The 25368-nt window shown below is 54.4% G+C and carries 25 protein-coding genes and 1 tRNA gene; 3 read left to right on the forward strand and 23 right to left on the reverse strand.

Annotated elements, in window-relative coordinates; genetic code table 11:
- Positions 1–261: 261 nt before the first annotated feature.
- Both gap and SK3146_RS17515 read right to left on the reverse strand, forming a co-directional pair.
- Positions 262–1269 (reverse strand): type I glyceraldehyde-3-phosphate dehydrogenase, encoded by a 1008-nt coding sequence (gene gap / locus SK3146_RS17510; protein WP_249860054.1) that lies wholly within the window; start codon positions 1267–1269, stop codon positions 262–264.
- Positions 1270–1328: 59 nt separating this feature from the next.
- Complete coding sequence (locus SK3146_RS17515; protein WP_249860055.1) at positions 1329–2357, reverse strand: sugar-binding transcriptional regulator; 1029 nt, start codon at positions 2355–2357, stop codon at positions 1329–1331.
- 458 nt (positions 2358–2815) lie between these two features.
- On the opposite strand from SK3146_RS17515, the gene SK3146_RS17520 reads away from it, so the two are divergent.
- From SK3146_RS17520 to clpP, 3 genes are all read left to right on the forward strand, one after another.
- Complete coding sequence (locus SK3146_RS17520; RefSeq protein WP_249860056.1) at positions 2816–3733, forward strand: LysR family transcriptional regulator; 918 nt, start codon at positions 2816–2818, stop codon at positions 3731–3733.
- Positions 3734–3855: 122 nt separating this feature from the next.
- A tRNA-Arg gene (locus tag SK3146_RS17525) sits at positions 3856–3930 on the forward strand.
- A gap of 162 nt (positions 3931–4092) precedes the next feature.
- Positions 4093–4674, forward strand: coding sequence for an ATP-dependent Clp endopeptidase proteolytic subunit ClpP (gene clpP / locus SK3146_RS17530; RefSeq protein ID WP_249860057.1), 582 nt, complete (start codon positions 4093–4095; stop codon positions 4672–4674).
- 42 nt (positions 4675–4716) lie between these two features.
- On the opposite strand, the gene SK3146_RS17535 is transcribed toward clpP, so the two are convergent.
- The 21 genes from SK3146_RS17535 to hisA form a co-directional block, all read right to left on the reverse strand.
- Entirely contained in the window at positions 4717–4860 is a 144-nt protein-coding gene (locus tag SK3146_RS17535) for a hypothetical protein (protein WP_249860058.1), read from the reverse strand.
- Between the two features lie 16 nt (positions 4861–4876).
- Positions 4877–6337, reverse strand: a complete 1461-nt coding sequence (locus SK3146_RS17540; RefSeq protein ID WP_249860059.1) for a tetratricopeptide repeat protein — start codon at positions 6335–6337, stop codon at positions 4877–4879.
- Positions 6334–6699 carry a hypothetical protein gene (locus SK3146_RS17545; protein ID WP_249860060.1) on the reverse strand — a complete coding sequence of 122 codons (366 nt, stop codon included), beginning with the start codon at positions 6697–6699 and terminating at the stop codon, positions 6334–6336. The genes SK3146_RS17540 and SK3146_RS17545 overlap by 4 nt, the downstream gene beginning before the upstream one ends.
- Positions 6677–7234, reverse strand: a complete 558-nt coding sequence (locus SK3146_RS17550; RefSeq protein WP_249860061.1) for an RNA polymerase sigma factor — start codon at positions 7232–7234, stop codon at positions 6677–6679. Before SK3146_RS17550 ends, SK3146_RS17545 begins: the two co-directional genes overlap by 23 nt.
- A 155-nt stretch (positions 7235–7389) precedes the next feature.
- On the reverse strand, positions 7390–9162 hold the full coding sequence (locus SK3146_RS17555; protein WP_249860062.1) for a stalk domain-containing protein: 1773 nt from the start codon (positions 9160–9162) through the stop codon (positions 7390–7392).
- Positions 9163–9394: 232 nt separating this feature from the next.
- Positions 9395–9664, reverse strand: a complete 270-nt coding sequence (locus SK3146_RS17560; protein WP_028548982.1) for an HPr family phosphocarrier protein — start codon at positions 9662–9664, stop codon at positions 9395–9397.
- A 154-nt stretch (positions 9665–9818) separates the two neighbouring features.
- Positions 9819–10751 (reverse strand): DNA-binding protein WhiA, encoded by a 933-nt coding sequence (gene whiA / locus SK3146_RS17565; RefSeq protein ID WP_249860063.1) that lies wholly within the window; start codon positions 10749–10751, stop codon positions 9819–9821.
- Between the two features lie 6 nt (positions 10752–10757).
- The gene (locus SK3146_RS17570; RefSeq protein WP_249860064.1) at positions 10758–11744 is read right to left on the reverse strand and encodes a gluconeogenesis factor YvcK family protein; all 987 of its coding nucleotides are present in this window, start codon (positions 11742–11744) and stop codon (positions 10758–10760) included.
- Positions 11741–12640: an RNase adapter RapZ gene (gene rapZ, locus SK3146_RS17575; RefSeq protein ID WP_249860065.1), complete on the reverse strand. Its 900-nt coding sequence runs from the start codon at positions 12638–12640 to the stop codon at positions 11741–11743. Before rapZ ends, SK3146_RS17570 begins: the two co-directional genes overlap by 4 nt.
- 40 nt (positions 12641–12680) lie before the next feature.
- Positions 12681–13631, reverse strand: coding sequence for an ROK family glucokinase (locus SK3146_RS17580; RefSeq protein WP_249860066.1), 951 nt, complete (start codon positions 13629–13631; stop codon positions 12681–12683).
- A 156-nt stretch (positions 13632–13787) separates the two neighbouring features.
- Positions 13788–14735, reverse strand: coding sequence for a thioredoxin-disulfide reductase (gene trxB, locus SK3146_RS17585; RefSeq protein WP_249860067.1), 948 nt, complete (start codon positions 14733–14735; stop codon positions 13788–13790).
- A gap of 75 nt (positions 14736–14810) precedes the next feature.
- Complete coding sequence (locus SK3146_RS17590; protein ID WP_249860068.1) at positions 14811–16562, reverse strand: tetratricopeptide repeat protein; 1752 nt, start codon at positions 16560–16562, stop codon at positions 14811–14813.
- 209 nt (positions 16563–16771) lie between these two features.
- Entirely contained in the window at positions 16772–17722 is a 951-nt protein-coding gene (locus tag SK3146_RS17595; RefSeq protein ID WP_249860069.1) for a ribose-phosphate diphosphokinase, read from the reverse strand.
- Between the two features lie 410 nt (positions 17723–18132).
- Positions 18133–18840 (reverse strand): bifunctional phosphoribosyl-AMP cyclohydrolase/phosphoribosyl-ATP diphosphatase HisIE, encoded by a 708-nt coding sequence (gene hisIE / locus SK3146_RS17600; RefSeq protein WP_249860070.1) that lies wholly within the window; start codon positions 18838–18840, stop codon positions 18133–18135.
- A complete protein-coding gene (gene hisF, locus SK3146_RS17605; RefSeq protein WP_249860071.1) occupies positions 18837–19595 on the reverse strand; it encodes an imidazole glycerol phosphate synthase subunit HisF in 759 nt (252 codons plus the stop codon). Before hisF ends, hisIE begins: the two co-directional genes overlap by 4 nt.
- Positions 19596–19877: 282 nt before the next feature.
- Entirely contained in the window at positions 19878–20480 is a 603-nt protein-coding gene (hisH, locus tag SK3146_RS17610) for an imidazole glycerol phosphate synthase subunit HisH (protein WP_249860072.1), read from the reverse strand.
- A 1-nt stretch (position 20481) separates the two neighbouring features.
- A complete protein-coding gene (gene hisB / locus SK3146_RS17615; protein WP_249860073.1) occupies positions 20482–21087 on the reverse strand; it encodes an imidazoleglycerol-phosphate dehydratase HisB in 606 nt (201 codons plus the stop codon).
- Positions 21080–22369 carry a histidinol dehydrogenase gene (gene hisD, locus SK3146_RS17620; RefSeq protein WP_249860074.1) on the reverse strand — a complete coding sequence of 430 codons (1290 nt, stop codon included), beginning with the start codon at positions 22367–22369 and terminating at the stop codon, positions 21080–21082. The genes hisB and hisD overlap by 8 nt, the downstream gene beginning before the upstream one ends.
- 37 nt (positions 22370–22406) lie before the next feature.
- Entirely contained in the window at positions 22407–23045 is a 639-nt protein-coding gene (gene hisG, locus SK3146_RS17625) for an ATP phosphoribosyltransferase (RefSeq protein ID WP_249860075.1), read from the reverse strand.
- 12 nt (positions 23046–23057) lie between these two features.
- Positions 23058–24257 carry an ATP phosphoribosyltransferase regulatory subunit gene (locus tag SK3146_RS17630; protein ID WP_249860076.1) on the reverse strand — a complete coding sequence of 400 codons (1200 nt, stop codon included), beginning with the start codon at positions 24255–24257 and terminating at the stop codon, positions 23058–23060.
- 317 nt (positions 24258–24574) lie between these two features.
- Positions 24575–25339 (reverse strand): phosphoribosylformimino-5-aminoimidazole carboxamide ribotide isomerase, encoded by a 765-nt coding sequence (gene hisA, locus SK3146_RS17635; protein ID WP_249860077.1) that lies wholly within the window; start codon positions 25337–25339, stop codon positions 24575–24577.
- Between the last annotated feature and the right edge of the window lie 29 nt (positions 25340–25368).

A 25368-nucleotide genomic window follows, 5' to 3' on the forward strand; every position in this document is an offset into this window, starting at 1 on the left:
TAGTCTTGCTTGCCTCGTACACCCGCACATAAAAAATGTGGTGATGTCTGATCATCGTTTCGCAACAACTTCGCGGGTGAAAAGCAAGAAGGGATGTACCGTAGAGCGTCAGTGAGGTTCCTTTGAGATTGTATTCATACCGGTATGAAATCTAATTCCCAAGAAGACAGACTCAAGCAGAACCCGAAAGTACATCCCTTTTGCATCAAGCGAAAAGCCATTTATGAAACTTTGTCAGTGCATAACCACAATTGTTCTAACTTACAGACCTTTTTTCGCGATGAAGGCAACCAAGTCTACAACGCGGTTGGAGTAGCCCCACTCGTTGTCGTACCAGGAAACGACTTTCACCAGGTTGTCGCCAACGACCATCGTCGACAAAGCGTCGATTGTGGAGGAAGCAGGATCGCCGTTGTAGTCGCTCGATACAAGCGGCTCGTCGGAGTAGTTCAATACGCCTTTCAAAGCGCCGTTAGCCGCTTCTTTCAACGCTGCGTTTACTTCGTCAACCGTTACGTTCACTTTCAGTTCAGCAACCAGGTCGGTTACGGATACGTTCGGAGTAGGAACGCGGAACGACATGCCGTTCAATTTGCCTTTCAATTCAGGCAGTACCAAGGATACGGCTTTAGCTGCACCCGTAGTGGACGGAATGATGTTCTCGGCTGCTGCGCGAGCACGACGAAGGTCTTTGTGCGGCAGATCCAGCACGGATTGATCGTTCGTATAGGAGTGGATCGTTGTCATCATGCCTTTAACGATACCGAATTTTTCGTTCAATACTTTAGCGAATGGCGCCAAGCAGTTCGTTGTGCAAGAAGCGTTGGAGATGATCGTGTGATTAGCCGGATCGTATTTATCTTCGTTAACGCCAAGAACGATCGTGATATCTTCGTCCGTTGCAGGAGCGGAGATGATAACTTTCTTAGCGCCGCCTTTCAAGTGAAGGGAAGCTTTTTCTTTCGCTGTGAAAATACCTGTGGATTCAACAACGATTTCTACACCGTTAGCAGCCCAAGGCAGGTTTTCAGGATTGCGCTCAGCAAATACTTTTACCGTTTTGCCGTTAACGATCAAAGCGCCTTCCGTAGCTTCTACAGTGCCTTCGAATTTGCCGTGCGTAGTGTCGTATTTCAGCAAATGAGCCAGCGTTTTTACGTCTGTCAAATCGTTGATAGCTACAACTTCTACTTCAGGGTTGTTGAATGCTGCGCGGAATACGTTACGACCGATACGTCCAAAACCGTTAATACCTACTTTAGTTGCCATGTGGAATAGCCTCCTAGTAATGATTTTTTTTGGATTTATGTCAAGACAGGCAGAGCCTGTCAAGATGGCAATGTCTGTACAATCTCAAGCGCGGCCGCTTCATCGATGACGAGAATGTCTTCCCGCCCGAAGCGCAGCACCGCTGCAATCGCCTCGCCTTTGCTCTTGCCTCCGGCGACGCCGATTACGCAATCCATCTGTTGAATATCTTCGATGCGCAGCCCTACGGTCGGCATCTTGTGCAATATGGTGCCGTCGCGGTCAAAATAATACCCGAACGCCTCGGCAAGCGCTCCGTCATTCTGCAGGATCGCCGTCGTCGCTGCGTCTACTTTGCGCCTTCTGGCCATCACCATAGCTTCTCCTATGCCGTGGATGACGATGCGGGCTTTGCGGATAAACTGAATGATCTCCAGGATAGTGCCGTCCTGCATCAAAGTCTGGTAAGCTTCTTCGCTTAAGTGATCGGGCACATGAAGCAGCCGGTATTTGGCCCCCGTCTTCTTCGCCATCGTCGAGGCAATCGTATTCGCCTGCAGCTCCACGCTCTCGCCGAGTCCGCCCCGAGCCGGCACGAACCAGCTGCCTTTGAGCGAAGTGGAAGAGGACAAGTGGTAGGCGACCTCCGCCATCGTCGACCCGCCGGTTACCGCAATGACTTCGTCTTGGGACACGTATTTGCGCAATACCGCTGCGCCGGCACGGCCCAATTCTTTCTTCGTATGCGGCGACGCATCGGAATCTCCCGGCACGATAACGACCTGCTTCAAACCGAAATGCGAACGGATGCGGTCTTCCAGCTCCGCCAATCCGAACAAATCCTTGACCATCGGTTCGATCTTGTCGAGCAGTTGACGGCCCGCTTCACTGATCTTCATACCGGAGGCGTCGACCTCCAGCAGCCCTTGCGCTTTTAAAAAATCGACCTCGGCCCTTAAGATGCGCTCCGTCGTGTTCAGCGATCCGGCCAGTGTTCGGCGACCGACGATTCCTGACACCATAATATGGTGCAATATCGTATATCTCTTTTTCAGCGTGTCCAGTAGGTCCGGCAGAAGCTGCTTTTGAATATCGAGCATATCTCTCATAAAACACTCTCCCGCTGTGACATGGACACCTTTCGTCCCAGTACTACATTTTTAGTCCCACATCTTCCAAAAAAACAACTAAGCTTTCACTTAGCTGTCCTCATTATATAAAATTTGAAAACCATTTTCAACTAACAAATCACAAATCGGACAAAAATTCCGCGGCATACGGGCAAAAGGGCTTGCTGCGCCCGCATGGTTAGGCCGGCCCCCCGGTTTCGAACGCTGTGCCCGCCCCCGGCTCAGCATCGCCGACCTCCGCCTTGCACCGCCGCCCCCATGTTTAGGATATGCGTCTGAACGTCAGAAGTTCCTCCTGAGGCAAAGCTTGCGCCCGCTGGGACAAGGACCGTTTGAGCTCGCGGAATTCCGAGACGAATCTATTAATGATATTGATAATCATTATCATATATAGTATACTTCGCTCTAAGCACATTATCTTTGCGGAGGCCGGAGGAATGAAAACTTTCGAGAGACTGGAGACCTTTCTTACGCTCGCGGAGTGCGGCTCTTTCACCGAAACGGCCAAGCGGCTGTACTGTTCGCAGCCTACGATCAGCGGCCATATTCAGCAGTTGGAGGAACTGCTGGACGCCAAGCTGCTTGTCCGCTCCGGGAGAACGGTGAAGCTGACGCCTCAAGGAGAAATTTTTTACGACTACGCGCGCAGAATCACGCAAATGTTCAAGGAAGCCGCCGATAAGATTGCCCAGTCCCAGCAAACCGAACCTGTTCTGTCCATTTACGCCAGCAATTATATCGGGGTCTACGTGCTGCCGGATCTATTGGGGCAATTCCGCCATTCCAATCCGAAGCAGCGCTTCGAGCTTCATACATACGGCTATGACGATCTGCATCGCATGCTGGCGCAGCATCAAATTCACCTGGCCTTTATGCCGTTATACGATGACGATTCCTATATCCAGTCGGAACTGGATCATTATGTTCTGTTCGAAGACCAATTCTTGTTGGTGTTCCCTCCCGATCATCCCTGGTCCGAACGAAAAACGCTGTATGCCCGCGATCTCGAACATACGACCCTGCTGCTGCCGCAAAGCCGCCTGCTGCAAAGCAGCATTCTCGCTCCGCTGGAGAAGCTGAGGATTCGGCTGTCGACCGTGCCGATGAGCAGCTTTGAGGTGATCAAGGAATCCGTTAAGAACGGACTGGGCATTGCCTTTCTGCCGGTTTACGCGGTTCGCGATCAGCTCGACAAGGGAGCTCTGCTGACGAAACCGGTCTGCGGACTGCGGATCGAACGGAAGAACGGCCTCGTCTATCGCCGCGATATTCAGCTAACCGACGCCGAGCAAGCCTTCTACGACTGCGTGAAAAACGTCTATACTGAGGAGAAGCTCCCCGCTTCATTATCCTGAACATTCGTTAGACAACCCTGCCGAAGCTTTTTCTTGCCAAATTCCTTTTCTGCAGGGTTGCTTTTTCCCGAATAGTATCATATAATAACTCTTGCTTCTCATTTTTTGAGACAAACTAATACGCGCCCGTGGTCCAATGGATATGACGTAGGCCTCCGGAGCCTGAGATTAAGGTTCGATTCCTTACGGGCGCGCCATCTTTACTCACATTAACGATAACCAAAGCCTCTGTTTCTTGCATCCTCGCAGGAAGAGAGGTTTTTTTGTCACCTCTGTTTGACCTTCCTTGACCTTTGTTTGTTTTTACGCTATGATGGTTATAGTGTTACCATATATGAAATTTAAGGAGGCTGCAGCTTATGAGTTTCATTCCAATGGTCGTAGAACCGGATGCACGAGGAGAACGCGCTTACGATATTTACTCCCGTTTGCTTAAGGATCGCATTATTTTTCTGGGAACTCCGGTCAATGACGTTGTGGCCAACGCCATCATCGCCCAATTGCTGTTCCTGGCCGCTCAGGACCCGGATAAGGATATCAGCCTATACATTAACAGCCCCGGCGGTTCGATTACCGCAGGAATGGCTATCTACGATACGATGCAGTTCATTAAGCCGGACGTATCGACCATCTGCGTCGGTATGGCCGCATCGATGGGCGCGTTCCTGCTTGCAGCCGGCGCCAAGGGCAAACGCTTTGCGCTGCCGAACAGCGAAGTGATGATTCACCAGCCGCTGGGCGGAGCCGAAGGTCAAGCCAGCGATATCGAAATCCGCGCCAAGCGCATTCTGAAAATGCGCGATAAGCTGAATCATATTTTGGCCGAGCGCACAGGACAACCGTTCGAGAAAATCGAGAGAGACACCGACCGCGACAACTTCATGTACGCGGAGGAAGCCGCCGCTTACGGCCTGATCGATAAAGTCATTGAACGCGTCTAATTTTTGCATATGCTTCAAAATAAAAGCCTGCGAGGCCGCCCGTTATCGGGAGGTTTCGCAGGCTTTTTTGACGTCGGGGCGCAGCCGGCCCGCGTTAAAGCCAAAGCAGCCGGCCCGCCTATCGGCTTCCGTGCAGCGCGGCACGCCAAGATCCGCGGCTTCCAGGCCGCCATCCATGACTTTCAATTGCCTCCGCTCCCGATCAGTTCCTTTCGCTCGCAGACCTTATCAGCTCCAGGTCGAACGGCGCCGGATTCGGGAGCCGCCGCAAGTACGCAAGCGCCTTCGCTTTATCGCCCCGGTCCCCTGGTTCAATCCCGTCCAGCGCCATAATCGCCAGCGCCCTTAACGCATAAGGATTATCGCCCTCGCTTTCATATGCCCGGATCGCCCCCTTGTAATCGCCCTGCAGCACCAGCTTGTCGCCGGGCAGCTGCCCCTTGTCGGAGACGGAGAAGAACGGCTCCGACCCGTTCAGCGACGTATAATAGCCTCTGGAGCTGCTTATTCTCTCGCCCCGGTCGTTGAAGGCGTCGACGGACCAAACGAAATGGCCCCCGGGGTATACGATCCCCAGAATGCCGGAGGAGCCGATCCATACTTCATTTTGGGAAAAGGATTTGCTGAGCCCCCTCCGATACGTCCGCAGCGTTTCCAGATCGTACTCCGCCCTAGGCTCGGTCCACGCCTCATCCAGCGGAATGGAAGAGACGCCCTGCGGCTTGCCGTCCTCGCCGAACTCCAGCGCCGCGATCGACAGCTTGTAGCTCGCGGCGCCGGGATACGGCTCCCAGCTAAACTCGAACCGGCCGGATGCGATCACTTCCTTGTTCGTCGGCTGAACGACCTTCACCTGAGGAACGAACCGCAGATCATAGTCCGCCGTCGCTCCGGATCGAATCGTTACCGTCTCGCTTCCCAGATCGCTGAGATAATATCCGCTCAGCTCCGCCGGATCGGCGCCGACGCCCGCTTCGTACTCGCCTTCAGGCACGTCGTAGAAGCGGAAGGAACCCGCGTCGTCCGTCATCGCCATCGGATAGCGACCGTACGGCGGATACATCCAGCTGGAGTCCGCCTTGCGATGCAGGGCGACCACCAGTCCGGCCGCAGGCCGGTCGCCTATCACGACCTTCCCCTGCAAGGAAGGCGTTGTCGCAGCCCCTCGCTCCTCCGCCCCTCGGCGCGAAGCGAGCAGCTGCGCGTAGGCCGCCGCTTCCTTGCTGCGCCCATCCTGCTTGCCGTTATCCGCCATGCTGCGAAAGAGCGGCTCGGCCCGATCGTACTCCTTCGCGGCAAAATAGATCAAGGCCAGCTTCCATCGCGCTTGCTCGGCGAGAACATACCCCGGGTACTCCGCAATCAGTCTCTCCAGCTTCTCCCGGGCGTACGCCATTCCTTGAGAGGAGACGGTCCCGGCCAAGGAATAAGAGGACGAGTTGTGAAAAATGAACATCCGACCGTCCCCCGGGTTCGGAGCCTCCGATTCAGCCGCCCAATACAGCGCATCCGGGGCCTGGCTGCTCCGGGGAAAATACTTCAGAACGGCATCGTACCGTTTCCATTCCAGCAGCTTAGAGGGAAGCTCAACGTATACGGCGAGCAGGAAGACCAGCAGCAGCAACAGCCCTACTGCCAATGTCTTGTACTTGATCCGAATCACGGCCGCCACCCCCGATTCAGCTCTTCGCTGCGAAATACATTGCCGGCCAGCGATACATACGCCGGCTGTTCGGCCTGCCCTTCATAAGCCTGTTCCGGATGCCTCGCCGCATCCGTCAATCCGCTCTTCCCGGAGGGAGCCGACAACGGAAGCGCGAACAAGAGCCATATCGCCATCGCGCACAGCAGCCCCCATCCTGCGGCGGCCGGGAACGGGATAGCGAGTTCCCGCTCCCAGAACGGCGTCTTCGCCGGGTCCAGCCGCATCATCACCTGGCGCTGCATCTCCTCGCTGAACCGCACGCCGGCCAGCTCGGCCTTCAACTGTTCGCGCACCGGATTATTCCCATGCCTTGCTTTCATCCTTCCACCCTCCCGCCTCCAGCAGTTTCTTAAGCAGCCTCTTGGCGCGCGACAGCTTGCTCTTGACCGTTCCTTCCGATTCGCCGAGCAGCTCCGCCATCTCCCTTATATACATATCCCGATAATAATACAACACGATCACTTCCCTGTATTTATAAGGCAGCTGCCGAATGCAGCCCATTAAAGAATCGCTCTCTGCGTACCGTTCAAGCCCTCGGTCGGAGCTGACAAGTCCGGGATGCTCCAGTCCGAAGAACACCAGCCGCCTCCATGAAGCCCGGCGCATCCGGCTCCTGCACAAATTGATCGTAATTTGCAGCAGCCAGCCCCGCAGCGATCCTTCTCCTTGGAACTGCCCGATCTTTTGATAAACGATCAGAAACACCTCCTGACTGATATCTTCCGCGGAGTGCCGGTCTCTGATCAGCAGCGCGGCTGTACGGTACACCTCATGACCGTACCGGTCCATCAGCGGCGGCAATCCGGAGCCGTCCCCCCGGCGCAGCCGCTCAATCCATCCCTGCTCGGGGTTCATCGCTCCCCCTCCTCTTCACCCTTATAGATGCGGTTTCCCCGCTCAAAGGTTGCATAAGAGATCAATTTTCTCGCGCAAGCAAAATTATCTATAAAAGCAAAAAAATCGGCCCCCCTGCGCATCAGGAGAGCCGACGGTAATCACCGTTTCGACAATTAGTTCGTTTCTTTATCGTCCAAAGGATAGAAGATGAGATCAATCGGGAAAGCCGAGCCCGCCGGAGGCGTAAATTCGATATCCAGCGAATCCTCCTTGCCTGTCGTCTTCGTCAAAATCTGCATGCCGTCGAACGCCGTCAACACGCCGGATTGCGGTACGAGGTGCATCTCCCCGTTAATTTTGAACGGGCCTTTGAAGATGCCTCCGTAAGCCAGCACCATGACTGCCATTTTGCGCGGCTTATCCGCATGGATCTTGTAGACGACGCCGTAGTTGCCGTCGTTCGTCACATTTTGCTTGCGCATCGGATCGTAACCCGGCTGGAACGTATCGGTCGTGCCGTCCCCGATAATCAGCCTCGACGGCTTCGTGAACGAGCTGGCGTCCACATTCCAATTCACCTGAGATACCGGGAACGACCCGCGGACATGTCCGGTGAACGGCAGCAGCGGCAGGCGGTTCAGCGTGTTCTGCGACACCTGGTCGGTGGCGACGAAGGAGAACTGAATCTCGCCGTCCGTTTCCACATCGTAGAACAAATTCACGCCTTGACCGGGATAAAACTCCGGCATTTGCGAATAAATGAACGTTTGATTCGCCGGAACGACCATTTCTTCATTGTGCGGATCGTTCATCAGAAAATCGACGGACGCTTCGTTGCCGATCAGGTTCGCATACACAGAAGGCCATACTTCGCCTTTATTGGTCGTTTTGATCGTCACCGGCTTATTGGTCATGTTCTTGGCCAAGATCGCCATAGTAACCTTTTCCTGCGTTCCATTGATGTGATCTGCGTACAATCTGCCTTTTCCGTTGACCGTATCCTGATACAGAATGCCTTTTTCCGTAAATTCCTCCGGACTGTCGCTGACCAGAAGCTTTCTCGTATTATCGGTCGTTACCTGCTTCGGCAGCTGCGGCAAATTCCAGAAGTTGCCCCATAGCGTGCTCCAATCCGTCTTGATAAAGCTTCCTTCAGGCTTCATATAGATCGGATATTCTATCGCGTTCAAGTACGTCTCGCTGCTTACGATAATATTGCGTGTGTACGGCTCGCTCTTGTTGCCGTGGCCGTCCCATACCGTCAGCGTCACCTGATGGGAGCCGGGTGTGAAGAACGCTTCGTCGTTGCCTGTCCAGTCGTACTGAACGATGCCCTCGGCATCCGGATCATAGCTCAGGTCGACGTATTTCACCGGTTCGCCGATCTTGTAAGTATTTTTGTTTGTCGAAAATTTGGCCACCGGGTTGGAATTGTTCGAATTCGGAATATAAATGCCGTTCGGTGTCTTCGTATACAAAATGTCTACCCGTCTCAGTTCATCGTTGTACGTATAACGGGCCCCCATGTAATCCGCCAGCCAAGTCAGCTTAATGAGCAGCTTGCCTTCCGGACTGATGGCCGCCGCGGAATCGAAAGGCTCGAGAATCCCGTTAATCCATACCGATTTCCGGTCGCTGTCCAGCACGATATCGTACCCTGGCGTCTCCATCGTGATCTGGCGCGTCTTCTCGTTCCACTCCACCTTCATGCCCAGAGCGTCTCCCAGAAACTTGGCGGGTACAAACATCTTGTCTTTGATGATCGTAGCCGGGGAGTCTAGCGTCACTTGTTTGCCGTTCAAGAAAGCCTCGCTTTTGTCGACATAGAGCAGTATGTAAGTCGAAGCCGACGATACGCCCTGCGCTGATGCCAACGGTGCGAAGAGAACGGCGCATAACAAGGTCATGATCATGATCAAAGACATTTCTCTTTTCATCTGTTTCATCTCTCTACTCCTTTAAAATGGTAAAAAAAGATAAGCAAAAAAACCTTTCCTAAAGAAGACACGTCATTATAGACGCTCCGCTCAAGAAAAGGTTGCGCTTTTCCTTGCACCCAAATCCAGCCATCATCTTCCACTTCATACAATAGACATAAATGCCGAAATATGACGCATTTACACACCTGCTATTTCCACAAATGGAAAAAAGCTTCCTTTCGGAAGCCTGTGGCGGTTGTTATTGGTTCTCCAGTTCCTCTTTGCTGACCAAAGCGACTAAAGCGTTTACAGCCTGCTCGGCGTCCGAACCTTCTGCACTAATGTATACTTCCGTACCTGTGCTGATGGCCAAGCTCATAATTCCCATAATACTCTTGGCATTAACTTTCTTCTCGTCTTTCTCCACGAAAATTTCGGAAGAGAACTTGTTAGCTTCCTGCACAAAAAGTGCCGCTGGTCTGGCATGAAGGCCTGTTTTCAACTTCACGACTACTGGGCGTTTCGACATTCCAACCCATACCCCCTACTATCTTAATATTACGAATGACCATTTTGCATAAATGACCATGAAAAAGCGATTTTTCATCCATTATACCATTTTTCCGCCGGATGCACTAGAAGCGGGCGGCAATTTACACAAAAAATCTATATTTTCGTCCGAATTATGAATTGCGGATCTTTTCCGCCAGCTCGTCGATCTTTCGAAGCCGGTGATTGACGCCGGATTTGCTGACGCTGCCCTTAAGCAGGTCTCCGACCTCTTTCAAATTCATGTCCGGATGCATCAGCCTGATTTCAGCAACCTCGCGCAGCTTTTCGGGCAAGTTTTCCAAGCCGAGCTCCTTTTGCAGCAATCGAATATTATCGATTTGCCGGACGGCTGCGCCGATCGTTTTGTTCAAGTTCGCCGTTTCACAATTAACAAGACGGTTGACCGAGTTGCGCATATCTTTCATGATCCGCACGTCCTCGAAACGCAGCAGCGCCTGATGGGCGCCGATCAGGTTCAAGAACTCGATAATTTTCTCGCCTTCCTTGATGTAGAAAACGAACCCCTTCTTTCGCTCGATACAGCGCGCGTTCAGGTCGAACCGGTTGGCCAGCTCGCACAGAGCTTGGCAATGCTCCTCGTACATCGAAGAAATTTCGAGATGATAGGAAGAGCCCTCGGGATTGTTCACCGATCCGCCCGCCAAGAACGCCCCGCGCAAATAGGCGCGTTTACAGCAATCTTCTCGAATAATCTCGTCTTCGATGCCCGGAGTGAACATAAAGCCCTCGGAGACGATATGCAGCCGGGACAAAATTTCCTGCACTTGGTTCGGTACCCGTACAATGTAGACGTTATTTTTCTTCAGTCGCATTTTCTTGCGGACGAGCAGCTCGGTATGAACGAGAAACTGCTTTTTCAATAATGAATACATCCGGCGGGCAATCGCCGCGTTCTCGGTCGACACATCCAGTACGATCCGCTGGCTAGTCAGCTGCACGGAACCGTTCATGCGAATGAGCGCCGACAGCTCCGCCGTTTCGCAGCATGCTGCCTCGGATTGGATCATCGTTAATTCTTTTTTCGTTTGTGCGGCGAAGGACATGGGCAATCACCTCTTCTTAATCATCCAGCTCTCCACCTGCTGATAGATGTGATGACTTAACTTTTCCGCGTCATGACGCAAATAAGTGCGGAATAAAACCAGTTGGTCGCCTATTACCTTGTAGCCTCGCTTGGTCACCTCGTCCAGATCAAGCGGGACGACCTTGGCGCCCTTCTCTGCATACCTGCTCTGCACCTGAGGAGGAATTTCTCCATTATTGACAATCACGTAATCGAACAAATGATGCCCGACATGATGGTATACGGCTTGCAAATGATCGCTGACCGTATAATTATCCGTTTCCCCCGGCTGCGTCATCACGTTGCAAATAAACATTTTGAGCGCTTTCGATTCAAGAATCGTCCGCGCGATTTCCGGTACAAGCAAGTTCGGCATAATGCTTGTGTACAGGCTTCCCGGGCCAACCAATATAGCATCGGCCTGCTTCAGCGCATCGACGGCCTCCTCCAAGGGAGCCACATCGGCGGGTTCGATGAACACGCGCTTGATCACTTTGCCTGCCTTCGGAATCTTCGATTCCCCTTCGACGATCGTGCCGTCCGACATTTCCGCCTTCAATACGATCGCATGGTTCGCTGCCGGCAGCACTCTGCCCCGAACGGCAAATACGCGGCTCAGCTCGCGAACCCCGGTCACAAAATCGCCGGTAATATCGCTCATCGCTGCCAAAATTAGATTGCCCAAACTGTGACCGGCTAATCCCTGGCCTTTCTCGAACCGGTACTCCAGCATTTTGCCGAGCAGCGGCTCTACATCGGCCAACGCGGTGAGGACGTTGCGAATGTCCCCCGGCGGGGGCATCTCCAGCTCGGAACGCAAAATGCCCGAACTGCCGCCGTCGTCCGCCACCGTTACTATGGCGGTAATATCCATCGGTTTTTCTTTTAATCCGCGGAGCATGACCGATAATCCGGTGCCTCCGCCGATCACGACAATACGAGGGCGGGCGCTCTCTTTGCGGTTTTTGGTCATTTCTTCACCTCAACCCGGTCGCGTTCCGAGTCGCGGTGGCTTACACGAACCGTCTCCGTCTCACTATTGCCCATCACTTTACCCAAATATTCAGCTATTGCTACGGAACGATGCTTGCCGCCGGTACATCCAATGCCTACGACAACTTGACTCTTGCCTTCCTTCTTGTACTGAGGAACCAGAAAATTCAGCAAATCGAGCAGCTTGGCGAGAAATTCCTGCGTTTCGCTCCACTTCATCACATAATCGTACACTTCCGGATCTTGCCCCGTATTCGGACGCAGCGTCTCCACATAATGCGGGTTCGGCAGGAACCGCACGTCGAAGATAAGATCCGCATCGATCGGCACTCCGTACTTGAAACCGAACGAGATCACATTGATAGAGATGCCGTCCGATTCCAGATTCGTAAATCTGGACACGATGCGCTCTTTGAGCGCGGTCGGCTTCAGGCTGCTCGTATCGATCACCTGCGTAGCCATCCCCTTGAGCTCCTCCAGCAGCTTGCGCTCCTGAATGATTCCTTCCAGAGGCGCTCCCGTAGGAGCCAGCGGATGCTTGCGGCGGCTTTCCTTATAGCGTTGAACCAGCACCGCATCGGTCGCGTCCAGAAATAAAATTTCATAGGTCAGCGTATGATTCTCTTGAATGTATCGAAGAGATTCGGATAACGATGTAAAAAATTCCCTTCCGCGCAAGTCGATCACCAAAGCCACTTTGCCGATGCGGCCTTTGGACTGCTCAATCAGCTCCGCGAATTTCGGGATGAGTACGGGAGGAAGGTTATCCACGCAGAAAAATCCCAAGTCCTCCAAGCTTTGCACGGCAATCGTCTTGCCTGCGCCCGACATGCCTGTGATAATAACCAGCTTGCCTAAGGTATGCATATCTTCCATGGGAATCCACCTCCGGGTCGCTCTCGGATTCATCAGCCAATTAAGAACGCAGATTGAGGCCTGCGGCGCCTACGATGCCGGCGTCGTTGCCGAGGCTTGCAGGCACGATATCTACGCCTTCTTTAGCCGCATCCTGAGCAAAATCATTGTAATATTTGCGCAACGCATCGAACAGAATATCTCCGGCCTTCGATACGCCGCCGCCTATAATAAAACGTTGAGGGTTCAGCACGACCGATACGGATGCCATCGACTTGCCCAAATAAAACGCGGCGCGGTTGATGATGCGAATGGCCACCTCGTCCCCCGACTTGGCCGCATCGAATACGTCCTTGGCCATAATGTTCTCTACCAAAGCTAGCGATGTCGATTCTCCGCGTTCGACCGCTTCCTTGGCCATGCGAATAATGCCGGTAGCCGAGGACACCGTCTCCAGACATCCTTTCATTCCGCAGCCGCAGTTGATAGCTTCCAAATCCGGCACGACCGCCATATGACCGAGCTCTCCAGCCATTCCTTTAAAACCTTGGAATATTTTACCATTAATAATAATGCCGCCGCCTACTCCCGTTCCGAGCGTATAGCATACTAGATTCGGAATACCCGCGCCCGCACCGCTCCATGCTTCTCCAAGCGCAGCCACATTGGCGTCATTGTCGATTTTAACCGTCTTGCCGAGCTTCTCTTCGAGAATTTTTTTGATAGGTACGTTGCGCCAACCCAGATTAGGCGACAGCTTGATAAAGCCCTCGGGAATGTCCATAAATCCGGCGATGCCGGCACCAATACCGTCCACCTGCTCCCACTCATAAGGGGACTCCGCCACCAGCTTGCGAACATACTGAGCGATATTCTCCAACACTACATCGGCGCCGTGCTCCGTTCCCGTCGGTCCTTCGAAGGTTTGCAGCAGCTTGCCATTCTCATCGCACAGCCCTACCTTAATTGCCGTGCCTCCCAGATCGACTCCAACGTACACTTTCTCTCCCATTTCTCAGGTCACCTCATAAACTATAATCACGTAAAGCTCATGTTCCAACTATAAGCCAACCCTAACCTGAGGTCAAGATAACGTCCAATATATTCATGCAGGCCCGCTAAGACCGAAAAAACGTGGAACCTTGCGTCCCACGTTCTCGCTTATCTTCTACAGTGTCTGGCTCCATTCGTGAACCGCATGTCCTTCAAGAAACTTCTCGCATTCGAGCGCAGCCATACATCCGCTGCCCGCCGCCGTAATGGCTTGACGATATTTGCTGTCCTGCACGTCTCCACAGGCGAATACGCCTTCGACGTTCGTCTGTGTCGTACCCGGCTTCACTACGATATATCCGTGCTCGTCGGTCGTAATTTGACCGCCCAGGAAACCCGTGTTCGGCGTATGGCCGATGGCGACGAAGATGCCGTCCGTCTCCAGAATTTCTTCGGCTCCCGTCTCGTTGTTTTTCACTTTAAGCCCGGTTACGCCTTTATCCCCGCTCACTACGCCAAGAGGCGTCTTGTTCAGGCTCCAGGCGATTTTGGAGTTTTCGCGGGCGCGGTCCTGCATAATTTTGGAGGCGCGCAATTCGCTGCGGCGATGCACCAGACGCACTTCCGTAGCAAAGCGGGTAAGGAAGTTCGCTTCCTCCATGGCGGAGTCGCCGCCGCCCACTACGATGATTTTTTTGCCGCGGAAGAAGAAGCCGTCGCAAGTCGCGCATGTGCTCACGCCGCGTCCCATGCTTTCCTTCTCGTTCTCGATGCCGAGCAGCTTGGCGGATGCGCCTGTGGAGATAATTAAGCTTTCCGCTTGGATGTCTTCCATCCCCTCAACCGACAGCGTGAACGGACGTTTGGACAGATCCACCTTATTGACCCAGCCGGTTTTGAATTCGGCGCCGAAACGCTCCGCTTGCTTGCGCATATTGTCCATCAGCTCAGGCCCCATAATACCTTGAGGAAAGCCAGGGAAGTTCTCCACTTCCGTCGTCGTCGTCAATTGACCGCCCGGCTCCGGTCCTTCGATAACGAGCGGGTTCAAGTTGGCGCGTGCCAAATAAATAGCTGCAGTCAGCCCCGAAGGACCGGTACCGATTACTACTGCTTTGTACATAGTTCCATTCCTCCTAAAAAGTTTTCGTGAAGAAAACGTTCATCGCAAAGTCTGTTTCCCCAAGAAAACCGCGGCCTACTTTATTTTATGATCAAAGCTTGAGAATGTCGGGAAGATGGCCTCCATCTTCTCTCTGATGCCGCAAGCTTCATCGATAAGTTTCACGTTTTTGCTGATTGTCGCTACCGACACATTGTAACGATGCGCCAGCTCATGCAGCGAGATCGCGCGGCGGTGCATTTTGGCGGTCAAATATTCCAGCGCGGCGGCCCAGCCCTCAGCCTTGGCAATTTTGGGCACATTCGGATACGCCCTCGATAAATATTCTACCCATAGCGTCTGCAGATCGTACTGCTGCACCATATCGTACCTGCGCTTCATCTCGTGCATCGCCATATCCATAATATCCTGCCATTTGCGTTCCCAGACCGGCAAGTTCGGCGAAAACGGCGATGCCGGAATCATCTGCTCCAGGCCGTCCAGCACCGCGGATACCGGTTCGTGCATTCCGATATGACGCAGCACGAAGATCGCGACCTTTTTCAAATAATCGTCCTCGCCCGGTTCCTTTATAAATTCGAGCAGCGCTTCCTTCACTTCGCTGTCGGCGATCAAGCCGAACGCCTGTATGACCTGCAGCTTGGTTTCGGTATCTCCGTGGCGCAGAGCCCAGAAGAAGGAAGAGCGGACCAGCGGGTCTCTCTTCAAATGGTCGGGCAGCCCTTCCGTTGACTTCTCCAAGCCGCGGAACTGCTCCTCGAACGGAAGATGATAATGATAGCTGACTTGCGGCTTCACCTGCTCGCTGCGGGATTGATGCAGCTGATTCAAATAAAACTTCGGAATTTCCGAGCCGGGGTCGAACTTCTCCGCTTGGCGCCACTGCCGCTCGGCTTCGTCATACCGCTTCGTATTGTAAGCCGCGACAGCCGTATAATGAAACAGGCACGGATCGAGTCCGGCCTCGCCCGTCTTGAGCAGCCGTTTGAACAAACGGTACGCCGTCTCATGTTCACTTAAGATGCCCATTGTGGTAGCCAGCTTAAACACATGATCCTGATGGAAAGGATAGGTTTTCCGCAAGATGCCCAGCAGTTCGGCCAAATTATCCTTATCCCCGAAATGCTGATAGAAAATCGCCAGATTGCACAAAGCATGCAAATTGCCGTGGTCCAGCTCCAATACTTCGCGAATCATCTCGACGGATTTATCGAAATATCCCATATAGTAATACGCCAGCGCCAAATTGTTGCGCGCAGCCATAAAATCCGGATGCTTCTTGATAATCTTCTCCAAGATACGCACCGCTTCGGCGAATTTGCCTTCCTCCAGCATGCTGCGCGCCCGGTCGTGCTCGAAGATCCCTTCCTGGCTCTTGATCGACGTCAGCTTGGTCGGGCGGTCCAGCTCGTAGCTGAGCAGCTCGATCATCTCCTCGGACTCCTCCAGGAACTGTCCGGTCGGGTCGTTCTCCAAGTAATGAATGATCGCCTTCTCCGCCGACTCGTAATTTTCCATATTGGCAAAATTATTCGCCATATAGAAGTAGCATTCGGTCATGTTAGGGTCGATTCGATCCAGCACATGCTGCAGAATGCGGTTGGATTCCTCGTAATTCCCCATCTCCGAGAGCAGTCCCGCTAAATTACAATGGTTCACCGGATTCTCCGGCTCGTAATCGGCAGCGCGACGAAAATACTTTAATGCCTTATCGTAATGATATCGGTCCAAAGATTGAACGGCTCGTTCGAAAAAGAACGTGGCATCCATTTTCATCGGGATCACTTTATTATGTTTTGTTGGGTTAGCACGCTTTTTCTTCTCCATTATAATAAGGCACCTCCGGTTCCGTCTGGAATTCACAATAGGAAACCAGCGTTATTCTTACGAAAAGTATAGCATAATCTGCTAAAAATACATAAGTATGTCGGAAAAACCTTTTGCGCTGCCGTCTTTCGAACAAGCGCTCAAGGCTTATAAGCATGGAAGAAGCGGCGCATCAGCGCCGCGGTGTAGTGCGGGTCCAATCTATCGGATTAAACGCCGCCGTATTTGAACAAGGAGCTGATAGAACCGCCGTCTTTAATAATGCGGATCGCATTCGACAAGAGGCCGGCTACCGACAGTACCTGGAAGCGCGAGGAATGATCGTCCGGAATCGCGATGGAGTCCGTAATGACGACTTCCTTAATGTTCGGATGATCCAACCGCTGCAATGCAGGTCCCGAGAACACGGGATGCGTAGCACAGATAAAGACATCGTTCGCTCCGCGTTCTTTCAGCCCTTCCACAACGTTGACAATCGTCGTTCCCGTATCGATCAAATCTTCGAAAATAACCGGCGTTTTGCCTTTGACATCGCCGATGACGTGAGTGACGACCGCTTCGTTATGCGCATAGCGCTTTTTGAACATCATCGCGATCGGAGCTTCCAGCACGTTGGCCAGGTTCTCCGCTCTGGTCACGCCGCCTGCGTCCGGGGAGACGACGATCAAATCGTCGATGGCTTTCTTCTTAATATGCGCGCTGAGCAGGTCAAGCGCCGTCAGATGGTCGACCGGGATGTTGAAGAAGCCTTGAATCGCCGGCGCGTGCAGATCGATCGTAATCACACGATCAGCTCCGGCCGCATTCAGCAAATCAGCGACCAATTTGGCCGAGATCGGCTCGCGGGGAGCAGCTTTACGTTCTTGACGGGAATATCCATAGTAAGGCACGACAAGGTTGATTGTTCTGGCCGATGCGCGTTTGGCCGCATCCATCATGACCAAGAGTTCCATGAAGTTCTCGTTGATCGGATGGGAGAACGTTTGCACCAAAAACACATCACAGTTCCGAATGGTCTCTTCGTAGCAGCAGTAAATCTCTCCGCATTTGAATCTGGAAAGCTTGACTTGGCCAAGGCTGACACCCAACTCCTCACAGATTCGTTCGGCAAGCTTGGGGTTGGATGATCCGGAAAAAATCTTCAGTTTGTCGCTAAACATGGTTAAAGGTTACCTCCGCTATGGATTGTTTACGTAAGTTTCAGTGGGCTGTAGCTTCCGATGCATCTATATAACATCAAGAGTCATTATACAATAAAAAATGTCCACAACCCCATTATACATGAAAATAAAGATTTAAGAAAAAGGCATTTCCGTGAAAGATGGGCAGAAGCTGCATAATAGCGCCCTTTTTGCCAGCATTAGGTGCAATATCCGCGGACCCAGCGTTTCTGCAATCGGCAATTCATAAAGACACAGAGCAAGGGCATAAGCGTTGAACCATCCTCTTAAGAAGAATCTGCTTCGCGCCGTATGCCCTTTGCTCGATGTTGCTCCCGCTGCGACGTCAGCGGGCGTTCCGGTTTTTTGCCCGAAGACTTATACGCGGCCGACCATGCAATCGTTTCAAGTTATTTTTTGGAATTGTGGCGGCGGTCCAGCTCGCGCATCACGTCATCCAGCGGCAGCTTCGCTTCGCGCAGCAGCACCATCAGATGGAAGATCAAATCGCTGGATTCGTAGCGCAGCTCGTCGTTGTCGCGGTTTTTCGCCGCAATAATGACTTCGGCCGTCTCTTCGCCGACTTTCTTCAGAATCTTGTCGATCCCTTTCTCGAACAAATACGTCGTATACGCTCCTTCCGGACGCTCGGCGTCGCGCTGGGCGATGACGGACTCCAGACGCGACAGCATCGCGAAGCGGTCGTTCGGAGAAGCGTCCGCAGCAGCTGCGGCGGATTGCCCTTGCAGAGGCACGTTGTTGTAGAAGCAGCTGTACTGGCCCGTATGACATGCGGGTCCGGTTTGATCTACCTGGATCAGCAGCGTGTCTCCGTCGCAATCGTATTTCAGCGAGCGGACCTTCTGCTTGTGGCCGGACGTAGCGCCCTTATGCCATAATTCGCTGCGGGAGCGGCTCCAGAACCACGTTTCGCCGGATTCCAGCGTTAGCTTGAGCGACTCCTCGTTCACGTAAGCGAGCATAAGCACGTCTTTGCTCGCCGCATCCTGCACGATCGCAGGCACTAAGCCCTGCGCATCCCATTTGATAGCTGCGGTCAGCTCTTCCCAAGACAGCGCAGCGGTTTGTTCGGTTTGTTCGGTTTGTTCGTTGCTCATCGGACTTCGACCCCTTTTTGTCGGAGATTGGTTTTGACCTCGTCAATCGTAAGCTCTTTGTAGTGAAAAATCGTTGCGGCTAGTCCCGCATCCGCTTTGCCTTCGGTGAAAACATCGTAAAAATGGTCTTTCGTTCCGGCCCCGCCGGAAGCGATGACCGGTATGCTTACAAGCTCCGATACCGCTTTGGTCAGCGGCAGATCGAAGCCGTCCTTCGTGCCGTCGGCGTCCATGCTGGTGAGCAGCAGCTCTCCCGCCCCCAGCTCCTCGGTCCGCTTGGCCCACTCCAGCGCCTTGATGCCGGTGCCGTTGCGTCCGCCGTGAGTGAACACTTCCCATTCTCCCCACTCGGCGTTGAAGCGCGCGTCGATGGCGACGACGATGCACTGCGAGCCGAACCGGCGCGCCCCGTCGGAAATCAGCTGCGGATTTTTGACCGCGGCCGTATTAATGCCGATTTTGTCCGCTCCTGCGCGGAGCAGCCGCTTCATATCGTCCACGCTGGAGATGCCCCCGCCTACCGTAAAGGGGATCGTAATTTCGCCGGCCGTCTGCTTGACGACCTCCACCATCGTAGCGCGCCCTTCGACCGAGGCCGAAATATCGAGAAAAACGAGTTCGTCGGCGCCCTCACGGTCGTAGATGGCGGCCAGCTCCACCGGGTCGCCCGCATCGCGCAAATTGACGAAATTGACGCCTTTGACAACCCGTCCGTCCTTGACGTCGAGGCAAGGAATAATCCGTTTGGCAAGCATGCGCTCACTCCCCGTTCCCATAAAAATGAATGATGCCCTGATCGTGATTCCGCCGCTTTCGAATGAAGCTAATACATGTGGTGAAAAAGTCCGCTGCGGTGCCCATTTGATCTTCCAAGCGCTGTTGAAATCGGATTCTTTGAATTATTTTTTCCTTATTGCTATGGAGAGACTCCGTTTTTCTTAGGCGACCGCTTACGCTGTTCCAGCTTTTTATCGACTCATCGGCCGCTTGTTCACCACGCTTTTAGGAGTCTGGTGCTTCTATAGGCCCTGCTGCTTTCATTTGCATAGAGCCGTAAAATTGCTTAGCAGCTTCATGCCGATGCTGCCGCTCTTCTCGGGATGAAACTGCATCCCATAGATGTTGTCCCGGCCTACGATGGCCGTCACCTGCTGATAGTAATCCGTCGTAGCGAGCAGATCCGACGGCTGCTCCGGCTTCACATGGTACGAATGCACGAAGTACACATGTCCTTCTTCCACGCCGTCAAGCAGCGGGCTCGGCTGGCGGAACTGCAGCCGGTTCCAGCCCATATGCGGCACCTTATAGCCGCCGCTGAAGCGTACGACCTCTCCGGGCAGCAGGTTCAGCCCCTCGTGGGAGCCGTGCTCCTCGCTGCGGGTGAAGAGCAGCTGCATCCCGAGGCAGATGCCGAGCAGCGGCTTGCCGGTCTCGGCATACCTCACGACCGCTCCGTCCAGCTTCGATTCGCGCAGGTGCTCCATCGCATCGCCGAAGGCGCCGACGCCCGGGAGAATCGCTCCGGATGCGGCCATGATCCGCTCCTCGTCGGAGGTAACGACCGCCTCGACGCCGAGCCGCTCGACCGCCTTGCTGACGCTGTGCAGATTGCCCATGCCGTAGTCGATGATCGCGATCATGCTACAGCACTCCCTTCGTCGACGGCACGCCTTTCACGCGCGGATCGATGGTCGTCGCTTCGTCCAGCGCGCGGCCGAGCGCTTTGAAGATCGCCTCGATCATATGATGCGTGTTTTGCCCGTAGTGGACGATGACGTGGAGCGTAATGCGGGCTTCAAGCGCAAACTTCCACAAGAACTCTTGCACCATCTCCGTCGAGAAGCTGCCCACCTGCGTGGAAGGGTATTGGGCCCGATATTCGAAGTGCGGGCGGTTGCTGACATCGATCACGACTTGAGCGAGCGCCTCGTCCATCGGGATGAAGACGTTCGCGTAACGCTTGATCCCTTTCTTGTCTCCGAGCGCTTCGCGCAAGGTCGCCCCAAGGCAAATTCCGATATCCTCCACTGTATGATGATCGTCGATATCGATATCTCCGACCGCCTTCACCTTCAGGTCGAATTGGCCGTGCTTGGTGAACAGGTCCAGCATATGATTCAGGAACGGCACGTCCGTTTCGAGTTCCGATATGCCGGTGCCGTCGACCTGGAAGGCGAGCTCGATATCGGTTTCGTTCGTTTTGCGTGCGATGCTCGCCTGGCGAGCGGCTTGTTGTTGATCAGCCACGGGTATTCCCTTCTTTCTCCAATCGTATTTGAATGGCCCTTGCGTGAGCTTCAAGCCCCTCATGCCGAGCCAGCGCAATAATTTTATCTCCGTTAGCGAGCAGCGCTTCCTTACTGTAATAAATGACGCTTGACTTCTTCATGAAGTCGTCCACATTCAGCGGCGACGAGAAGCGCGCCGTCCCGTTGGTCGGCAGCACGTGGTTCGGGCCGGCGAAATAGTCGCCCACCGGCTCCGAGCTGTACGGCCCGAGGAAAATCGCCCCGGCGTTCTCAATGGCGCTCAAGTATTGGAACGGCTCGCTCACGAGAATTTCCAGATGCTCCGGCGCCAGCCGGTTGACCGCATTAATGCCTTCCGCGAGGCTCGCCACGGTGAGAATCGCTCCGTAGTCGCGGATCGATTGCTCCGCGATCGCTTTCTTCGGCAGCGTGGCGAGCTGGCGGCTCACTTCCGCCTGCACCGCTTCGGCGAGCGATGGCGACGGCGTGATGAGAATCGCCGACGCCATCTCGTCATGCTCCGCCTGCGACAGCAGGTCGGCCGCGATGTAAGAGGCGTCCGCCGTCTCGTCGGCGAGCACGACGATTTCGCTCGGGCCGGCGATGCTGTCGATGTCCACGGCGCCGAACACATAGCGCTTCGCCAAGGCGACATAGATGTTGCCCGGCCCTACGATCTTGTCCGCGGCGGGAATCGATTCCGTGCCGTAAGCGAGCGCGGCTACGGCCTGAGCACCGCCGACGCGGTAAATCTCGCTCACGCCCGCTTCCGCGGCGGCTACGAGAATATGCGGGTCGATGCCCTCTACTCCGGCGGTAGCCGGCGGCGTAACCATCACGATCTCCGGCACTCCGGCCACTTGAGCCGGAATCGCGTTCATCAGCACGGACGACGGGTACGCCGCCTTCCCGCCCGGAACGTACAATCCGACCCGCTGGAGCGGCCGGATCACTTGGCCGAGGATGCTGCCGTCGGGCTGCAGATCCATCCACGACGAACGCTTCTGCTTCTCGTGGAAGCGGCGAACGTTGTCCGCAGCCTCCCGGATCGCTACGAGGAAGCTCTCGTCCACCTTCGCGTAGGCGGCCTCGATCTCCGCCGCGCTCACTCGCAGCTCCTCGATGCTCACGCCGTCGAACTGCTGAGCATAGCGCTTCAGCGCCGCATCGCCTTCGCGGCGCACGCTCTCAATAATGCTTTTGACCCGCTCGTTCTGCTCCTCCGAGCCGTATTCGACCTCCCGCTTCAGCGCAAATTCGCTGGCCGGCATAATCTTCATCACGTTTCCCCCCTCTTTCCGTTACACTGCCTGCTTCCTAAGCTTTACCCGCCGACGCCATCTTCTGCTGCAGCTTGTCGCACAGCGACTGGATCGATTCGTTCTTCATCCGGTAGCTGACGCGGTTGGCGATAAGACGGCTCGTAATGGAAAAAATTTGCTCCTGCTCCACCAGCCCGTTTTCACGCAGAGTCTGCCCCGTCTCCACCATGTCGACGATCCGGTCGGCCAGCCCGATCAGCGGCGCCAGCTCGATTGAGCCGTTCAGCTTGATGACCTCGACCTGCTGCCCCTGTTCGCGGAAGTACTGCGACGCGACATTCGGGTATTTGGTCGCCACCCGCGGATTTAAGACCGGCTGCCAATCCGGCAGGCCGATGACCGACATCCGGCAGCGGGCGATACCGAGATCGAGCAGTTCATAGACGTCGCGGTTCTCCTCCATCAGCACGTCCTTGCCGACGACGCCGATGTCCGCTACGCCGTACTCCACATAAGTCGCCACATCGACCGGCTTCGCCATAATGAACTCCAGCCCGGCCTCCGGGACCGGGATAATCAGCTTGCGCGAGTCGTCCATATCCTCCGGAATCGGAAACCCCGCTTCGCGGAACAGCTTAGAGGCTTGCTTATATATACGCCCTTTGGGCATCGCTACTTTCAATACATCCTGCATGTCCCTGCTCCTTTACACAAACTCGATTACGTCGTTGTACGCCGCGCCGTTTACGGTAAACGCGCCCTGCGCCGTGCGAGCCGCTTCAACCCGCTGCGCTTCGCCGGCCAGAAGCCGCGTCTCCACCATGAAGTCTCCTTGCAGCCGCAGCGCCTGCGCCTTCTTGAACGCCTCGCCTCTGCGTGCGGCGGTATAAACGATCAGAACGGCGCCTGGCCGCTCGACCCGCTGATGGCTGACCGCCTCCAAAATCCGATTCGTCTTCAATGCGAATCCCGTTGCCGGAGCCGGACGCCCGAATTGAGTCAGCAGGTTGTCGTACCGTCCTCCGCTGCATACCGGAAAGCCGAGATCGGCCGCGTAGCCTTCGAAGGTCATCCCTGTATAATAAGAGAAATCGCCGATCATCGTCAGATCGATCAGCACATGCTCGCTGACGCCGTAAGCTTCCAGCACATCCCATACTTCGCACAGATGCGCAATCGACTGCTGCGCCAGCGGATCGCGGGCCACCTCCCGCGCCTGGGCGCAAATTTCTTGTCCGCCGCGCAGCCGCAAGATGCCGCTCAGCTCCCGCTCGACCTCTTCGGAGAGACCGAGCGATTTGATCGTATCCCGGTAACCTACATGATCGCGGTTCAGCAAGCATTCTTTTAGCGCCTGCTGCGCTTCGGCGCGCTCCTGCAGCGTTTCATTGAACAGTCCGGTCAGGAAGCCGACGTGGCCCAGAGCGATCTTGAACTTTTCCACCCCCGCCGCCTGCAAGCTGGCGATGGCCAGCGCGATAACCTCCGCATCCGATTCGGACGATGCGTCTCCGACAAGCTCCAGACCGGTCTGGAAAAACTCCGCATCCCGCCCCGCTTCCGCTTCAAAAGCGCGGAAAACGTTAGCGCGATAGGAGAGCCGAATAGGGAATGGCTGTTCCTTAAGCAGCGAAGATACAACCCTGGCGATCGGTGCCGTAACGTCCGACCGCATGACCAGCGTCGTGCCGTTGCGATCCAGCAGCTTGAACAGCTTGCGGTCCTCCGTAGAACTCGCCACCCCTACCGTATCGTAAAATTCCAGGGTCGGGGTTATAATTTCACGGTAACCCCAGCCTTCCATGCACTGCAGCACCTTCGTCTCGATCGCCCGCAGCTTGGCCGCCGCTTCAGGCAAATAATCCTTGACTCCGGTCGGCTTTTCAAATACTTTCGGTTTCGACACCGATCCTCACCCGCCTATATAAACAATAATAATTTCATCGTATTCGCTTTAGTTCGCTAATATGCTACCATACTACCAAAATAAAGAGTGTAATCGTAAGTTTACCATCTAACCTCGTCTTTCGTCAATGAGAAAACCATCGGACAACGTCCTTTCATGGAGGTTTGCCTGCGCTCAGCAGCAGCTTTTACCGCCCCCGAACAAGGCGGCAGCTTATGCCTGGCTGACGCCGGCAGCGCCGGCGACCGTATAAGAACGCTTTTTATACGGCCCCCGATCAAGCCCAAACCGTTAAGCGGGTTCGGCAGCTCGATCGCTTACTCTTGAAGCCCGCCGCAATAAGCCACAACATCGCGGTACGGCAGCTTGCCGCCGAAAATATCGAGGGCGCTTCCGATCGTAATATCCAGCCTGCCGCCGCACAAGTCGCGGAACAACGCCAGATCGTCCATCGAGCGGGCCCCTCCCGCATAAGTCGTAGGAATGGAAACATGCTGAGACAGATGGCGCACCAGACTTTCCTGGATGCCCGACTGCTTCCCTTCCACATCGACCGCATGGACCAGAAACTCATCGCAAAACCGTTCCAGATAACGGATATTGTCCGGGCTGACTTCAAAACTGCTGAACGTTTTCCATTGATTCGTCACGACGAACCATTTGCCGTCTTTTTCCTTGCAGCTCAGATCGATAACCAGACGTTCTTTGCCGACTTTGTCAACCATCCGGTTTAAATTGTCGATATTCAGCTCGCCGTCCCGGAATATATACGAAGTGACTATCACGTGGGATGCTCCCTGCTCCAAATAGAAATCCGCGTTATCCGCCGTAATGCCGCCGCCGATCTGAAGTCCTCCCTCATACGCGCTTAACGCGCGGACGGCCGCTTCTTCATTGCCCCCGCCCAGCATAATGACATGGCCGCCGCGCAGCCCGTCCCGCCGAAACATCGCTGCATAATGGGATGAATCATGCTCCGACACGAAATTTTCAACGACGCCCAGGTTTCCCGTATTCAGCGTCTCCCCTACGATCTGCTTGACCTTCCCTTGATGAAGATCGATACAAGGCCTAAATTGCACCGCCGTTTCCCCGCTTTCTTCGTTCTCTC

This window comes from Paenibacillus konkukensis, assembly GCF_023523925.1.
Taxonomy (GTDB): domain Bacteria; phylum Bacillota; class Bacilli; order Paenibacillales; family NBRC-103111; genus Paenibacillus_S; species Paenibacillus_S doosanensis.

Coding starts and splice junctions, on each gene's coding strand:
- trxB (WP_249860067.1), bottom strand. CDS start 14,735: ATGTACAAAGCAGTAGTAATCGGTACCGGTCCTTCGGGGCTGACTGCA.
- hisG (WP_249860075.1), bottom strand. CDS start 23,045: ATGCAGGATGTATTGAAAGTAGCGATGCCCAAAGGGCGTATATATAAG.
- SK3146_RS17595 (WP_249860069.1), bottom strand. CDS start 17,722: ATGTTTAGCGACAAACTGAAGATTTTTTCCGGATCATCCAACCCCAAG.
- hisD (WP_249860074.1), bottom strand. CDS start 22,369: ATGAAGATTATGCCGGCCAGCGAATTTGCGCTGAAGCGGGAGGTCGAA.
- SK3146_RS17555 (WP_249860062.1), bottom strand. CDS start 9,162: ATGAAACAGATGAAAAGAGAAATGTCTTTGATCATGATCATGACCTTG.
- hisH (WP_249860072.1), bottom strand. CDS start 20,480: ATGATCGCGATCATCGACTACGGCATGGGCAATCTGCACAGCGTCAGC.
- SK3146_RS17580 (WP_249860066.1), bottom strand. CDS start 13,631: ATGGGAGAGAAAGTGTACGTTGGAGTCGATCTGGGAGGCACGGCAATT.
- whiA (WP_249860063.1), bottom strand. CDS start 10,751: ATGTCCTTCGCCGCACAAACGAAAAAAGAATTAACGATGATCCAATCC.
- SK3146_RS17590 (WP_249860068.1), bottom strand. CDS start 16,562: ATGGAGAAGAAAAAGCGTGCTAACCCAACAAAACATAATAAAGTGATC.
- SK3146_RS17515 (WP_249860055.1), bottom strand. CDS start 2,357: ATGAGAGATATGCTCGATATTCAAAAGCAGCTTCTGCCGGACCTACTG.
- clpP (WP_249860057.1), top strand. CDS start 4,093: ATGAGTTTCATTCCAATGGTCGTAGAACCGGATGCACGAGGAGAACGC.
- SK3146_RS17545 (WP_249860060.1), bottom strand. CDS start 6,699: ATGAAAGCAAGGCATGGGAATAATCCGGTGCGCGAACAGTTGAAGGCC.
- hisIE (WP_249860070.1), bottom strand. CDS start 18,840: ATGAGCAACGAACAAACCGAACAAACCGAACAAACCGCTGCGCTGTCT.
- SK3146_RS17550 (WP_249860061.1), bottom strand. CDS start 7,234: ATGAACCCCGAGCAGGGATGGATTGAGCGGCTGCGCCGGGGGGACGGC.
- hisF (WP_249860071.1), bottom strand. CDS start 19,595: ATGCTTGCCAAACGGATTATTCCTTGCCTCGACGTCAAGGACGGACGG.
- rapZ (WP_249860065.1), bottom strand. CDS start 12,640: ATGGAAGATATGCATACCTTAGGCAAGCTGGTTATTATCACAGGCATG.
- SK3146_RS17520 (WP_249860056.1), top strand. CDS start 2,816: ATGAAAACTTTCGAGAGACTGGAGACCTTTCTTACGCTCGCGGAGTGC.
- gap (WP_249860054.1), bottom strand. CDS start 1,269: ATGGCAACTAAAGTAGGTATTAACGGTTTTGGACGTATCGGTCGTAAC.
- SK3146_RS17560 (WP_028548982.1), bottom strand. CDS start 9,664: ATGTCGAAACGCCCAGTAGTCGTGAAGTTGAAAACAGGCCTTCATGCC.
- SK3146_RS17570 (WP_249860064.1), bottom strand. CDS start 11,744: ATGACCAAAAACCGCAAAGAGAGCGCCCGCCCTCGTATTGTCGTGATC.